The following is a 12,602-nucleotide window of genomic DNA, read 5'->3' as shown; positions in this document are numbered from 1 at the left end:
CGGCGGGGCACCGCCGGACGCGCTGCGGGTTCGAAAGCGGATTCGACAGCGTCGGGCGCGCGAAGGTTCGCGCGGTACGCCGGGCGAGGGCCGGGGCCGGGCATGCCGCGCCGGACGCGGCTCACCCAGCCTGCCCGGCTCACCCGGCCGACGGGCGTCAGCCCGCCTTGCCCTGCTTCGCGACGGCGGCCTGCGCCTGTGCGATCGCGTCCTGGTCGCCGAGGTAATAGTGCTTGATCGGCTTCAGGTTCTCGTCGAGCTCATACACGAGCGGCACGCCGTTCGGGATGTTCAGGCCGACGATGTCGCTGTCCGAGATGCCGTCGAGGTACTTGATCAGCGCGCGCAGCGAGTTGCCGTGCGCGGCGATCAGCACCTGCTTGCCGGCGCGGACCGCCGGGGCGATCGACTCGTTCCACAGCGGCAGCACGCGCGCGACCGTGTCCTTCAGGCACTCGGTGAGCGGCAGCTGCTCGCGCGGCACCTTCGCGTAGCGCGGGTCGTTGAACGGCGCGCGTTCGTCGGTCGGCTCGAGCGCGGGCGGCGGCGTGTCGTAGCTGCGGCGCCACACGAGCACCTGGTCGTCGCCGAACTTCGCGGCCGTTTCCGCCTTGTTCAGGCCCGACAGCGCGCCGTAGTGGCGCTCGTTCAGGCGCCACGAGTGGACGACCGGCAGGTACATGAGGTCCATCCGGTCCTGCACGTGCCACAGCGTGCGGATCGCGCGCTTGAGTACCGACGTGTACGCGATGTCGAACGTGTAGCCGGCCTCCTTGAGCAATTCGCCGGCCTGGTAGGCCTCGTTGCGACCCTGTTCGGTCAGGTCGACGTCGACCCAGCCGGTGAAGCGGTTTTCCTTGTTCCACGTCGATTCGCCGTGGCGGATGAGAACGAGTTTGTACATGGATCTTGCGGTCGGTAGTGAAGGAAGCTGTGGCGCGTCGCGCAGGACCCGACCCGGGCCCGCCATCGCGCAAGACGGTTATTTTATAATGGCGGGATTGTCCTCATCCGATTTCTCTTTTTCCGGCGGAATTCCGTGACGTTCTTTACCGATTACACCAACCTGGCCCTTATCGCGATCCTGGTGGTATCCGGCGGCCTGCTGGCCTGGCCCGTACTGCGCCGCGGCCGCGGCGGCCTGTCGGCCGCAGAGGCGACGCAACTCATCAACCGCCGCAACGCGGTCGTGATCGACGTGCGCGCCGCGTCCGATTTCGCTGCCGGCCACCTGCCGTCGGCACGTCAGGTCGCGGCGGGCGAGATCGGCGCGAAGATCGCGCAGGTCGCGAAGAACAAGAGCACGCCGGTGCTGCTCGTCTGCCAGAACGGCCAGCAGTCGCAGAAGGCGGCGCGCGAGGTCGAGGCGGCGGGCTACGCCGAGGTGCACGTGCTCGAGGGCGGCGTGGCCGCCTGGCAGCAGGCCGGGATGCCGGTCGTCAAACAAGGAGTGGCGAAGTGAACAAGGTTTTGATGTACAGCACGCAGGTGTGTCCGTATTGCATCCAGGCCGAGCGCCTGCTGAAGCTGCGCGGTGTCGAGCAGATCGAGAAGGTGCTGATCGACCGCGATCCGGCCCGCCGCGACGAAATGATGACGCGCACGGGGCGCCGCACGGTGCCGCAGATCTATATCGGCGACACGCACGTCGGCGGCTACGACGATCTGTCGAAGCTCGACCGCGAAGGCGGCCTCGTACCGCTTCTGCAAGCGGCCTGATTAGGGCAGAATGGCCGCCGGCCGCGCTGCGGCTCGAGCGCGCAGGATTCATCCGTGGCGGCCGGCGAGAAGCCGGGCCGCTCCGTCACCACTTTTAGGGAAACACCATGTCCGACGTCGAAAACCAACCGTTCTTCAACATCCAGCGCGTCTACCTGAAGGATATGTCGCTCGAGCAGCCGAATTCGCCGGCGATCTTCCTCGAGCAGGACATGCCGTCGGTTGAAGTCGAAGTCGACGTCAAGGCCGACCGCCTCGCGGAAAGCGTGTTCGAAGTCGTCGTGTCGGGCACCGTCACCGCGAAGGTGAAGGACAAGGTCGCGTTCCTGATCGAAGCGAAGCAGGCCGGCATTTTCGACATTCGCAACATTCCGGACGAGCAGCTCGACCCGCTCGTCGGCATCGCGTGCCCGACGATCCTGTTCCCGTACCTGCGTTCGAACATCGCCGACGCGATCACGCGTGCGGGCTTCCCGCCGATCCACCTGGCGGAAATCAACTTCCAGGCGCTGTACGAACAGCGTCTCGCGCAGCTTCAGCAGCAGGCCGGTGCCGCAGCAGGCGCGCCGAACGGCACGACGCTGAACTGACGTTTTACTCGGAGGACCGGTGCTGGGTATGAAAGTAGCCGTTCTCGGCGCCGGTGCCTGGGGCACCGCGCTCGCGGGCCATCTGGCCGCGCGGCACGATACGCTTCTGTGGGCGCGCGACGCCGCGCTCATCGCCGGGCTGCAGGCCCGGCACGAAAATTCCCGTTATCTGGACGGTATCGCGCTGCCTGACGCATTGCGCTACGACGCCGATCTCGGCGCCGCGCTCGCGCATGGCGCCGCGGACGACGCACTGTGCGTGATCGCCGCGCCCGTGGCCGGGCTGCGCACGCTGTGCCATGCGATGCGCGACGCGGGCTGCGTGCCCGCGCACGTCGTCTGGGTCTGCAAGGGCTTCGAGGCCGACACGCATCTGCTGCCGCATCAGGTGATCGCGGCCGAGCTGCCCGAACAGCAGAGCAACGGCGTGCTGTCGGGGCCGAGCTTCGCGCGCGAGGTCGGGCAGTCGCTGCCCGTCGCGCTGACGGTGGCGAGCACGTCCGCCGAATGCCGCGAGCGCACGCTCGCCGCATTCCATCACGGTGCGATGCGGATCTATACAGGCGACGACGTGGTCGGTGTCGAGGTCGGCGGCGCGGTGAAGAACGTGCTCGCGATCGCGACCGGCATCGCCGACGGCCTCGGCCTCGGGCTGAACGCGCGCGCCGCGCTGATTACGCGCGGCCTCGCCGAAATGTCGCGGCTGGGCGTCGCGCTCGGCGGCCGTGCGGAAACCTTCACGGGTCTGACGGGCCTCGGCGACCTGATCCTCACCGCAACGGGCGACCTGTCGCGCAACCGCACGGTCGGCCTGCAACTGGCGGCCGGCCGCACGCTGAACGATATCCTCGGCGCACTCGGCCACGTGGCCGAAGGCGTGCGCTGTGCGCAGGCCGTGCTGGCCATCGCGCGCGCGCAGTCGATCGAAATGCCGATCACCGAAGCCGTGTGCGGCGTGCTGTTCGACGGTATCGCGCCGCGCGACGCCGTCAGCGGCCTGCTGCGGCGCGACGCACGCGCCGAGTAGCGCGAACCGGCGCTGCCCGGTGCGGTTGCGCCGGGCGCGCGGCGCCAAAGCGGACTACGCTTGAACAGTCTCCGGCGTTCCGGGAGGTTGTCATGCTGCAGATCCATTCCACCACGCTCGATGCGCAGGTCGTCGACATCACGACGCTCGATGTCGACGCGATCGTCAACGCCGCGAACGGCTCGCTGCTCGGCGGGGGCGGCGTCGACGGCGCGATCCACCGAGCGGCCGGCCCCGGCCTGCTCGCCGAGTGCCGCACGCTCGGCGGCTGCGAGGCGGGCGACGCCAAGCTCACGCGCGGCCATGGGCTGCCGGCGCGCTACGTAATCCATGCCGTCGGGCCCGTGTGGCACGGCGGCGGGCGCGGCGAGGCCGACCTGCTCGCGTCGTGTTACCGGCGTGCGATCGAGCTGGCCGAGGAGGTCGCGGCGACGTCGATCGCGTTCCCGGCGATCAGCTGCGGAATCTATCGTTATCCGGCTGAAGAGGCTGTCGACATCGCCGTGGGCACCGTCGCCGAAATGCTGCCGCAGGCGCCGAACCTCGCACGCGTGGTGTTCGCGTGCTTTTCCCCCGACATCTACGACCTGTATCGCGCGCGGCTCGCGCGGGCGTGACGCATCCCGCAGCGCGGGAGGCGCGGTGCGAGTGTCATGCGCCGCCTTCGAAGCCGGCCTGGCGCCACGCCTCGAACACGACCACCGCGACCGTGTTCGACAGGTTCAGGCTGCGGTTGTCCGGCCGCATCGGCAGGCGCACGCGCTGTTCGTTCGGGAAGCGCTCGAGCAGTTCGGCGGGCAGGCCGCGCGTTTCCGAGCCGAACACGAACCAGTCGCCGGGCAGGAACGCATGATCGTGGAAGCGGCCCGAGCCGCGCGTCGTGAACGCGAACATCCGCGCCGGATCCGGTGTTTCCGCCGCGAGGAACGCGTCCCAGTCGCGGTGTACGCGCATCTGCGCGTACTCGTGATAGTCGAGGCCCGCGCGGCGCATCCGCGCGTCGTCGAGCGGGAAGCCGAGCGGCTCGATCAGGTGCAGGTGCGCGCCCGTGTTGGCACACAGGCGGATCACGTTGCCGGTGTTCGGCGGGATTTCGGGGGCGACGAGGACGACGTTGAACATGTTTCGGTTTGGCTGGGCCGGCCGGGGCGGCGCTACGCGCGCGTTCCCGGCCGGCCGGTTCGGGGCGGCCGCCGCCGTGTCCGGTCGGTCGGCCTCTCTATCTAATTAATCCCTGGCGGTGCGCAGCGCAACCAGATTCGTCACGCGTGCGGCGCCGGCCGCCTTCAGCGCGTGTGCGGCGGCCGCGAGCGTCGCGCCGGACGTCATCACGTCGTCGACGAGCGCGACGTGGCGGCCGGCGACGCCACCCGCCACCGCGAATGCCGCCATCACGTTGTCGCGCCGCGCATGCCGGTCGAGCCGCGACTGCGGCGCGGTGTCGGCGACGCGCGCGAGCAGTGCCGCATCCGCGCGCACGCCGAGCCGCCGCGCCAGCGGGCGCGCGATCGCCCACGCCTGGTTGTAGCCGCGCGCGACGAGCCGCCGGTGCGACAACGGCACCGGCGCCACCAGGTCGAAGCCGCTGACACCGGGCGTATCGTCGATCAGCCGCGCGAGCCGTGCCGCGAATTCGGCGCCGAGCGCGAGCTGCCGGTGAAACTTCAGGCCGCGCGCGAGCCCGTCGAGCGGCGCGCGGTAATCCGCCAGCGCGAGCGTCGCATCGAACGGTGGCGGCGCCGTGCGGCACGCGTCGCAACGGTACGCGGCCGCGCGGCCGGCGCTGGCGTGAGCGCCGCGGGGCCGGTGCGAACGCGGTTGACCGACGCCCAGCGGCATGGCGCAGACGTCGCAGCGCAGCCGCGCTTCGTTCCAGTACGCGGCGTCGCAGGCGCCGCAAATCATGGTGTGTGACAAATTGCCGCACAGTGCGCAGCGATTCGGCAGTGCGAGCGCGGCGACGCGCGCTGTCAGCGCGCGAACCTGCGACAAAGCGACGCGCATCGTGCGTCGGGCGGAACTGCGGATCATCGCAACACTCCTGACACCCCGCCTCAATGAAGCCTGCGGGGCGAGCGAGTATACTTCGGGCTCTTCGCCAGTGTGCCCGACATGTCCCCAGCTTCGACTTCAACCGGCCGTCCGGCCAATGACGCAAGGCGCCTGCGGCGGATCTTCGACCGCCGTGCCGCCACGTTCGACGCGGTCGCGTTCCTGCCGCGCGAGATCGCGCAGCGCATGAACGAGCGTCTCGAATACATCAAGGTAAGCCCCGCGGCCGTGCTGGACGCGGGCTGCGGCCCGGGGGACGACCTGCCGGCGCTGCGCGCACGCTTTCCGGAGGCACCCGTATTCGGTGTCGACCTGTCCGGCGCGATGCTCGCGCGGGCCGGTCAGCGCGAGGTCGAGCAGACGAGCTGGCGCCGCTGGCTGCCGGCCTCGCTCGGTCGTGCGCTGGGCCAGCGCGGCCCCCGCGTCGCCCAGGCCGATTTCGCCGCGCTGCCGTTCCCGGGCGGCGCGTTCGACCTGATCTGGTCGAATCTCGCCCTCCACTGGCATTCGCGCCCGGACGCGGTGCTGCCCGAGTGGCAGCGCGTGCTGCGCGTGAACGGGCTGCTGATGTTCAGCACGCTCGGCCCCGACACGCTGCGCGAACTGCGCGCAGCCTGTGCGGACGCCGAAGCGGCGCTCGGCATCGCGCCGCCCGCCGCGCGCGTGATCGATTTCGTCGACATGCACGACCTCGGCGACATGCTCGTCGAGAGCGGCTTCGAGATTCCCGTGATGGATCAGGAAGTGCTGACCGTCACCTACAAAACCCCCGACTCCCTGCTGGCCGACGTGCGCCGCTGGGGCGCCTATCCGTTCGAGCGCGAGGCGCCGCAGCGCGCGACACGGCGCTTTCGCGCGGCGCTCGGCGATGCGCTGGAGGCGCGCCGGCGCGCGGACGGCACGATTGCCCTGACGTTCGAAGTGATCTACGGCCACGCGTGGAAGGCCGTGCCGCGCACGACCGCCGAAGGGCACGGGATCGTGCGCATCGAGGACATCGGCAAGGGACGTCCGAAGAATCGGTAGAGCGGTAAAGAGGGGTTTTGTTATGTCTGAAATTAGCAGCGCAAAGCAGGGTCGAATTGGCGCCTGAAATGGCCGGAAAGCTTGTCGCGCTTGGCTCGCGGGCCGATAGTCGCTTGCTTGTGGATGCCATTGAACCCGCCTATAATGCGTCAGCTTGTCGTCCCGGGGTCCCCGCAATACGGAGCGACGAGTCCGATGCAGGCATGCATCGCATGCCATTCGCGTGAGGCGGCGATGGAAGCAGCGAGGGTTTTGGCGGAGACGACGAACGGCGAGCCGGTCCTCGAAGACTGGCTGATGAAACGCAACTGTTCGGCGTCACCGCGCCAGTTCGTGCTGTTTTACGCGTCGCTCGCGGGTTTCTCGCTGGTGATCGCGACATTGCTGATGTGGCAGGGGGCCTGGCTCGTCATGCCCTTCACCGGAATCGAGTTGCTGGCGGTGGGTGTCGCATTTGCGATCTATGCTCGCCATGCGGTCGATTACGAACGCATCAGGCTGTATCCGCACCGGCTCGTGATCGAGCGGATGGATGCGGAGCGGCTCACGCAGATCGAATTCAACCCGCGCTGGGTGCGGGTCGAGCCGGGTGCGACGCCACGCGATCCGATTCGGCTGGTATCGCGCGGGCAGACCGTCGTAATCGGTCAGCATCTCGCGCAGTACAAGCGTGCGCAGTTCGCCGACGAACTGCGCGTGTCGCTCAGGCGCTGCGGCTGACGAGGCGCGGGCACCGGCCGCATGGCGGACGGTGACTTGCGACGGGGGAGGGTTTGAATGGAAATTTTGGGTAAGGATGCTATGAAAACAATCAAGCGAGCCCTCACGGGCGTGCTGGCATGCAGCGGATTGCTCTTTGCCGGTGCCGCCCTGGCGGTCGGTGATAGCCCGGGCGGCCCCCGCGTCAACGAGATCAACTTTCAGCCGCCGGTCACGAAAATCGCCGAGGAGCTCTACGATCTCCACACGATGATGCTGATCCTGTGCACGGTGATCTTCGTCGGCGTGTTCGGCGTGATGTTCTATTCGATCTTCGCGCACCGCAAATCCAAAGGCCACAAGGCCGCCAATTTCCATGAAAGCACGACCGTCGAGATCATCTGGACGATCGTGCCGTTCGTCATCGTTGTGCTGATGGCGCTGCCGGCCACGAAGGCCGTCGTCGCGATGAAGGACACGACCAACGCCGATCTCACGATCAAGGTCACCGGCTACCAGTGGAAGTGGGGCTACGACTACGTGAAGGGCCCGGGCGAGGGCATCGGCTTCCTGTCGACGCTGAGCACCCCGCGTGACGAAGTGATGGGCAAGAAGCCGATCACCGACACCTATCTGCAGGAAGTCGACAACCCGCTCGTCGTGCCGGTCAACAAGAAGATCCGCATCATCACGACCGCGAACGACGTCGTCCACTCGTGGTACGTGCCCGCGTTCGGCGTGAAGCAGGATGCGATCCCCGGCTTCGTGCGCGATACGTGGTTCAAGGCCGACAAGGTCGGTACGTTTCGCGGTTTCTGTACCGAGCTGTGCGGCAAGGAACACGCGTACATGCCGGTCGTCGTCGAAGTCCTGTCGGACGACGACTACGCGAAGTGGGTCACCGCGCAGAAGGCCAAGCTGGCCAGCGCCGCAGTCGATCCGAACAAGGTCTACACGATGGCTGAACTCGTCGCGCACGGCGAGGAAGTCTACAAGGCGAACTGCGCGGCCTGCCACCAGGTGAGCGGCAAGGGCCTCGGCGCCTTCCCGGCCATGGACGGCAGCCCGATCGTGAACGGCCCGATCGCCGGCCACGTCGAGCGCGTGCTGCACGGCAAGGGCGCGATGCCGTCGTGGGCCTCGCTGTCGGATCTCGACATCGCATCGGTCATCACGTACGAACGCAATTCGTGGGGCAACCACAAGAACGACCTGCTGCAGCCGAAGCAAGTGGCCGACGCGCGTAACGGCAAGATGCCGGAAGACACGGCAGGCGCCGCAGCACCGGCCGAGGCAGCTTCGGCACCGGCGCAAGCCGCGTCGGGCGCAGCCGAGCAGCCGGCGGCAGCGTCGGCATCGGCCGCACTGTCGACCATCTACTTCGAGACGGGCAAGAGCGAGCTGCCGGCCGACGCGAAAGCGGCGATCGCCGCCGCGGCCGACTATGCGAAGGCACATCCGGACGCGAAGCTCGCGCTGTCGGGCTTTACCGACAAGACGGGCTCGGCCGACGCGAACGCCGAACTGGCGAAGCATCGCGCACAGGCCGTGCGCGACGCGCTGAAGGCAGCAGGCGTGGCGGAAGACCACATTATTCTCAAAAAGCCGGAAACGATCTCGGGCGGGGCTGACGCGAAGGAAGCCCGGCGTGTCGAGATCGGGCCGGCGGCTTGACGTGTCGCTGAGTTAGTCGACGTATTCGCATTAGGAGATTCTCATGTCTAGCATCGGGCACGACGTAGCCGCGGACCACGCGCACGACGACCACGCGCACGAAATGCCGCACGGCTGGCGGCGCTGGCTGTTCGCCACCAACCACAAGGACATCGGTACGCTGTACCTGTTGTTCTCGTTCATCATGTTCCTGTCGGGCGGCGTCATGGCGCTCGCGATCCGGGCCGAGCTGTTCGAGCCGGGCCTGCAGATCATGCGTCCGGAGTTCTTCAACGAACTCACGACGATGCACGGCCTGATCATGGTGTTCGGCGCGATCATGCCGGCGTTCGTCGGTTTCGCGAACTGGATGATTCCGCTGCAGATCGGCGCGTCCGACATGGCGTTCGCGCGGATGAACAACTTCAGCTTCTGGCTGCTGCCGGTCGCGGCCGTGCTGCTGGTCGGTTCGTTCTTCGCGCCGGGTGGCGCGACGGCTGCCGGCTGGACGCTCTACGCGCCGCTGTCGACGCAGATGGGCCCGGGCATGGACTTCGCGATCTTCGCGGTCCACATCATGGGCGCATCGTCGATCATGGGCGGGATCAACATCGTCGTGACGATCCTGAACATGCGCGCACCGGGCATGACGCTGATGAAGATGCCGATGTTCGCATGGACGTGGCTGATCACGGCGTACCTGCTGATCGCGGTGATGCCGGTTCTGGCAGGCGCGATCACGATGGTGCTGTTCGACCGCCACTTCGGCACGTCGTTCTTCAACGCGGCAGGCGGCGGCGACCCGGTGATGTACCAGCACATCTTCTGGTTCTTCGGCCACCCCGAGGTGTACATCATGATTCTGCCGGCGTTCGGGATCGTGTCGCAGGTGATCCCGGCGTTCGCACGCAAGACGCTGTTCGGCTATAGCTCGATGGTGTATGCGACGGCTTCGATCGCAATCCTGTCGTTCATGGTCTGGGCGCACCACATGTTCGCGACGGGCATGCCGGTCACCGGCCAGCTGTTCTTCATGTACGCGACGATGCTGATCGCGGTGCCGACGGGCGTGAAGGTGTTCAACTGGCTCGCGACGATGTGGCGCGGCTCGATGACGTTCGAAACCCCGATGCTGTTCGCGATCGGCTTCCTGTTCGTGTTCACGTTCGGCGGCCTCACGGGCCTGATGCTCGCGATGGCGCCGCTCGACATCCAGTATCACGGTACCTACTTCGTGGTGGCGCACTTCCACTACGTGCTGGTGGCAGGCTCATTGTTCGCGCTGTTCTCGGGCTGGTACTACTGGGCACCGAAGTGGACGGGCTGGATGTACAACGAGACGCGCGGCAAGATCCACTTCTGGGCGTCGATGATCTTCTTCAACCTGACGTTCTTCCCGATGCACTTCGTCGGCCTCGCAGGCATGCCGCGTCGTTATGCGGACTACCCGGCGCAGTTCACGGACTTCAACCAGGTGGCGACGATCGGCGCATTCGGCTTCGGCCTCGCGCAGGTGTACTTCCTGTTCGCAGTCGCGCTGCCGGCCTACCGTGGCGGCGGCGAGCTGGAAAAGGCGTCGGACAAGCCGTGGGATGGCGCGACGGGCCTCGAGTGGACGGTGCCGAGCCCGGCTCCCTTCCACACGTTCGAGCAACCGCCGCACGTCGAATAAGTTTTACCCAGCGTTCCGCCGCTGCCTGCCGCGCAGGCAGGCGCGGCGGGCGCGGAATTGAAATTTCAGCGAAGTTTCAGATGACCCGGAATCCACAAGAAAGACGAACGCCCGAGCAGATCCGCGCGGGCAACAAGCGGCTCGGCCTCATCCTGCTCGTCATCGCCGCCGTTTTTTTTGTGGGTGTCGTGATCAAGCAGTGGTGGCTGTCCACTCACTGATGCAGCAACAGACGCAGTAGCGAGGAAGTTGTCGTATGTCGAAGCCGGAAGAGGGCGCCGTCGATCGCGCATTCAATCGTTCGATGCTGGTGAAGCTCTTCGTCGTGGCCGGGCTGATGTTCGGTTTCGGCTTCGCGCTGATCCCGATGTATCGGGCGATCTGCCAGATCACCGGCATCAACAACCTGGTGCAGCGCGACGTCAGCGAGCGCGAGGTGAAGAACTCGCAGGTCGACACCAGCCGCACGGTGTCGGTCGAGTTCGATGCGAACGCGCGCGGGCCGCTCGGGTTCAAGCCGGAGCACAACAGTCTCGACGTGCATCCGGGTGAGCTGACGACGATCGTGTACGACGTGACGAACGGGCAGGGCAGGCCGGTCGTTGCACAGGCGATTCCGAGCTACGCGCCGAAGCAGGCGACGGAGTTCTTCAAGAAGATCGAGTGCTTTTGCTTTACGCAGCAGACGCTGGCCGCGAACGAATCGCGCAAGATGCCGGTGGTGTTCGTGATCGATCCGAAACTGCCGAAGGACGTGAAGACGATCACGCTGTCGTACACGTTCTTCGAGCTGAATACGCCGGCCACGCCGGCGCCGGGCAAGACCGCGGCGCAGGGCGCGGCGAAGCCGGACGCATGACAACGGAGGCGGGGCGATGACGGAGGTCAAGCGGGGCGGGTCGTTCGGCCAGGCGCTGAAAGCCGTGCTGTGGTCGTTCTTCGGGGTGCGCAAGCGGCGCGACCTGGAGGCCGACGCGACGCAGCTCAATCCGCTGCACGTGCTGATCGTCGCGTTGCTGGCGGCCGGTGTGTTCATCGGTGTGCTGATCCTGATCGTGCGTGCCGTCGTGGGCTGAAGCCCGCGGCCACGAAAGAAGAATGCAGTGCGCGGCGCCACGGCGCCGCGTGCAGGAAGGAGCGGTGGTGGTCACGCCGCGCAAGAAATAAAGCCGGAGCGGTTTCCGGTACACAAATTGGACTGAAGTGGAGAATCAAGCATGAGCGGTCAAAACCAGACCCCGTACTATTTCGTGCCGCATCCGTCGCAGCATCCGATCAGCGCGGCCATCGGCCTGCTGGTCATGCTCGGATCGACAGCGCTGTGGATCAACGGTCACGACTGGGCGCCGTTTACGGCGCTGCTCGGCCTGCTTTGGTTGCTCTTCACGCTGTATCACTGGTTCGGCGACGCGATCGCCGAATCGGAAGGCGGTCATTACGGCAAGAACGTCGACAAGTCGTACCGCTGGAGCATGAGCTGGTTCATCTTCTCGGAAGTCATGTTCTTCGGCGCGTTCTTCGGCGCGCTGTTCTATGCCCGTGAAATCGCGCTGCACCAGCTCGGCAGCCTCGACTACAAGCTGATCTGGCCGGATTTCTCCGCCGTGTGGCCGAACGAAGGCCCCGCCGCGCTCGCCGGTCACTTCAAGACGATGGGCCCGTGGCCGATCCCGACGCTGAACACCGCATTCCTGCTGTCGTCGGGCGTGACGCTGACGATCTCGCACCATGCGCTGCGTGACGATCATCGCAAGAAGGCGATCGCATGGCTGGCCGCGACGCTCGCGTTCGGTATCTGCTTCCTGTTCCTGCAGGGCTTCGAGTACTACCACGCGTACAACGAACTGAACCTGACGCTGAACTCGGGCGTGTACGGTTCGACGTTCTTCCTGCTGACGGGCTTCCACGGCTTCCACGTGTTCCTCGGCGGCACGATGCTCGCGGTGGTGCTGGTGCGGATGATCCGCGGCCACTTCAAGCCCGATCACCACTTCGCATTCGAAGGCGCCGCGTGGTACTGGCACTTCGTCGACGTCGTCTGGCTCGGCCTGTACGTCGTCGTCTACTGGCTGTAAATGGAACAACGGCCCGCGCAGCAATGCGCGGGCCGTTTTCATTGGTGTTGACCGGGCAGCGGCTGGCTGCTGGCCTCACCACCCCGGCG

General features: G+C 66.7%; 16 protein-coding genes. 13 read left to right on the top strand and 3 right to left on the bottom strand.

Features of this window, described 5'->3' with window-relative positions; translation table 11 throughout:
* Nucleotides 1–157: 157 nt before the first annotated feature.
* The gene (gene gpmA, locus ACPTTF_RS15510) at nucleotides 158–904 is read right to left on the bottom strand and encodes a 2,3-diphosphoglycerate-dependent phosphoglycerate mutase (protein ID WP_021164239.1); all 747 of its coding nucleotides are present in this window, start codon (nucleotides 902–904) and stop codon (nucleotides 158–160) included.
* Nucleotides 905–1,039: 135 nt separating this feature from the next.
* Between gpmA and ACPTTF_RS15505 the strand changes: the two genes are divergently transcribed.
* The 5 genes from ACPTTF_RS15505 to ACPTTF_RS15485 all read left to right on the top strand — a co-directional run bounded on the left by ACPTTF_RS15505 (nucleotide 1,040) and on the right by ACPTTF_RS15485 (nucleotide 3,953).
* Complete coding sequence (locus tag ACPTTF_RS15505) at nucleotides 1,040–1,462, top strand: rhodanese-like domain-containing protein (protein ID WP_166965128.1); 423 nt, start codon at nucleotides 1,040–1,042, stop codon at nucleotides 1,460–1,462.
* Nucleotides 1,459–1,719: a glutaredoxin 3 gene (gene grxC, locus ACPTTF_RS15500; RefSeq protein WP_039346228.1), complete on the top strand. Its 261-nt coding sequence runs from the start codon at nucleotides 1,459–1,461 to the stop codon at nucleotides 1,717–1,719. Before ACPTTF_RS15505 ends, grxC begins: the two co-directional genes overlap by 4 nt.
* Before the next feature lie 107 nt (nucleotides 1,720–1,826).
* Nucleotides 1,827–2,309 (top strand): protein-export chaperone SecB, encoded by a 483-nt coding sequence (gene secB / locus ACPTTF_RS15495; RefSeq protein ID WP_011353285.1) that lies wholly within the window; start codon nucleotides 1,827–1,829, stop codon nucleotides 2,307–2,309.
* Between the two features lie 28 nt (nucleotides 2,310–2,337).
* A complete protein-coding gene (locus ACPTTF_RS15490; RefSeq protein WP_423371642.1) occupies nucleotides 2,338–3,336 on the top strand; it encodes an NAD(P)H-dependent glycerol-3-phosphate dehydrogenase in 999 nt (332 codons plus the stop codon).
* 92 nt (nucleotides 3,337–3,428) lie between these two features.
* Nucleotides 3,429–3,953 (top strand): O-acetyl-ADP-ribose deacetylase, encoded by a 525-nt coding sequence (locus ACPTTF_RS15485; protein WP_423371641.1) that lies wholly within the window; start codon nucleotides 3,429–3,431, stop codon nucleotides 3,951–3,953.
* Between the two features lie 34 nt (nucleotides 3,954–3,987).
* On the opposite strand, the gene trmL is transcribed toward ACPTTF_RS15485, so the two are convergent.
* Nucleotides 3,988–4,458 carry a tRNA (uridine(34)/cytosine(34)/5-carboxymethylaminomethyluridine(34)-2'-O)-methyltransferase TrmL gene (trmL, locus tag ACPTTF_RS15480; protein ID WP_166965124.1) on the bottom strand — a complete coding sequence of 157 codons (471 nt, stop codon included), beginning with the start codon at nucleotides 4,456–4,458 and terminating at the stop codon, nucleotides 3,988–3,990.
* Between the two features lie 105 nt (nucleotides 4,459–4,563).
* Nucleotides 4,564–5,340, bottom strand: a complete 777-nt coding sequence (locus ACPTTF_RS15475) for a ComF family protein (RefSeq protein WP_423371895.1) — start codon at nucleotides 5,338–5,340, stop codon at nucleotides 4,564–4,566.
* Between the two features lie 108 nt (nucleotides 5,341–5,448).
* Here ACPTTF_RS15475 and ACPTTF_RS15470 point away from each other — a divergent pair, with 108 nt between their 5' ends.
* From ACPTTF_RS15470 to ACPTTF_RS15435, 8 genes are all read left to right on the top strand, one after another.
* Nucleotides 5,449–6,414, top strand: coding sequence for a methyltransferase domain-containing protein (locus tag ACPTTF_RS15470; protein ID WP_166965120.1), 966 nt, complete (start codon nucleotides 5,449–5,451; stop codon nucleotides 6,412–6,414).
* A gap of 195 nt (nucleotides 6,415–6,609) precedes the next feature.
* Entirely contained in the window at nucleotides 6,610–7,134 is a 525-nt protein-coding gene (locus tag ACPTTF_RS15465; RefSeq protein WP_046196288.1) for a DUF2244 domain-containing protein, read from the top strand.
* A 57-nt stretch (nucleotides 7,135–7,191) separates the two neighbouring features.
* Nucleotides 7,192–8,787 (top strand): cytochrome c oxidase subunit II, encoded by a 1,596-nt coding sequence (coxB, locus tag ACPTTF_RS15460; RefSeq protein ID WP_423371640.1) that lies wholly within the window; start codon nucleotides 7,192–7,194, stop codon nucleotides 8,785–8,787.
* A gap of 43 nt (nucleotides 8,788–8,830) precedes the next feature.
* Nucleotides 8,831–10,438 (top strand): cytochrome c oxidase subunit I, encoded by a 1,608-nt coding sequence (gene ctaD, locus ACPTTF_RS15455; RefSeq protein WP_031401318.1) that lies wholly within the window; start codon nucleotides 8,831–8,833, stop codon nucleotides 10,436–10,438.
* Between the two features lie 80 nt (nucleotides 10,439–10,518).
* Complete coding sequence (locus ACPTTF_RS15450) at nucleotides 10,519–10,659, top strand: cytochrome oxidase small assembly protein (protein ID WP_034179107.1); 141 nt, start codon at nucleotides 10,519–10,521, stop codon at nucleotides 10,657–10,659.
* Nucleotides 10,660–10,694: 35 nt separating this feature from the next.
* Entirely contained in the window at nucleotides 10,695–11,297 is a 603-nt protein-coding gene (locus ACPTTF_RS15445) for a cytochrome c oxidase assembly protein (protein WP_059663344.1), read from the top strand.
* Nucleotides 11,298–11,313: 16 nt separating this feature from the next.
* On the top strand, nucleotides 11,314–11,514 hold the full coding sequence (locus tag ACPTTF_RS15440) for a DUF2970 domain-containing protein (RefSeq protein ID WP_021163748.1): 201 nt from the start codon (nucleotides 11,314–11,316) through the stop codon (nucleotides 11,512–11,514).
* Nucleotides 11,515–11,655: 141 nt separating this feature from the next.
* Nucleotides 11,656–12,513, top strand: a complete 858-nt coding sequence (locus ACPTTF_RS15435; RefSeq protein ID WP_011353274.1) for a cytochrome c oxidase subunit 3 — start codon at nucleotides 11,656–11,658, stop codon at nucleotides 12,511–12,513.
* Nucleotides 12,514–12,602 lie beyond the last annotated feature (89 nt).

Source organism: Burkholderia crassaminum (assembly GCF_964265005.1).
In the GTDB taxonomy this organism is placed as follows: domain Bacteria; phylum Pseudomonadota; class Gammaproteobacteria; order Burkholderiales; family Burkholderiaceae; genus Burkholderia.
Note: the sequence above shows the minus strand (reverse complement) of the source record. Positions and strands in the feature narration are given on the sequence as shown.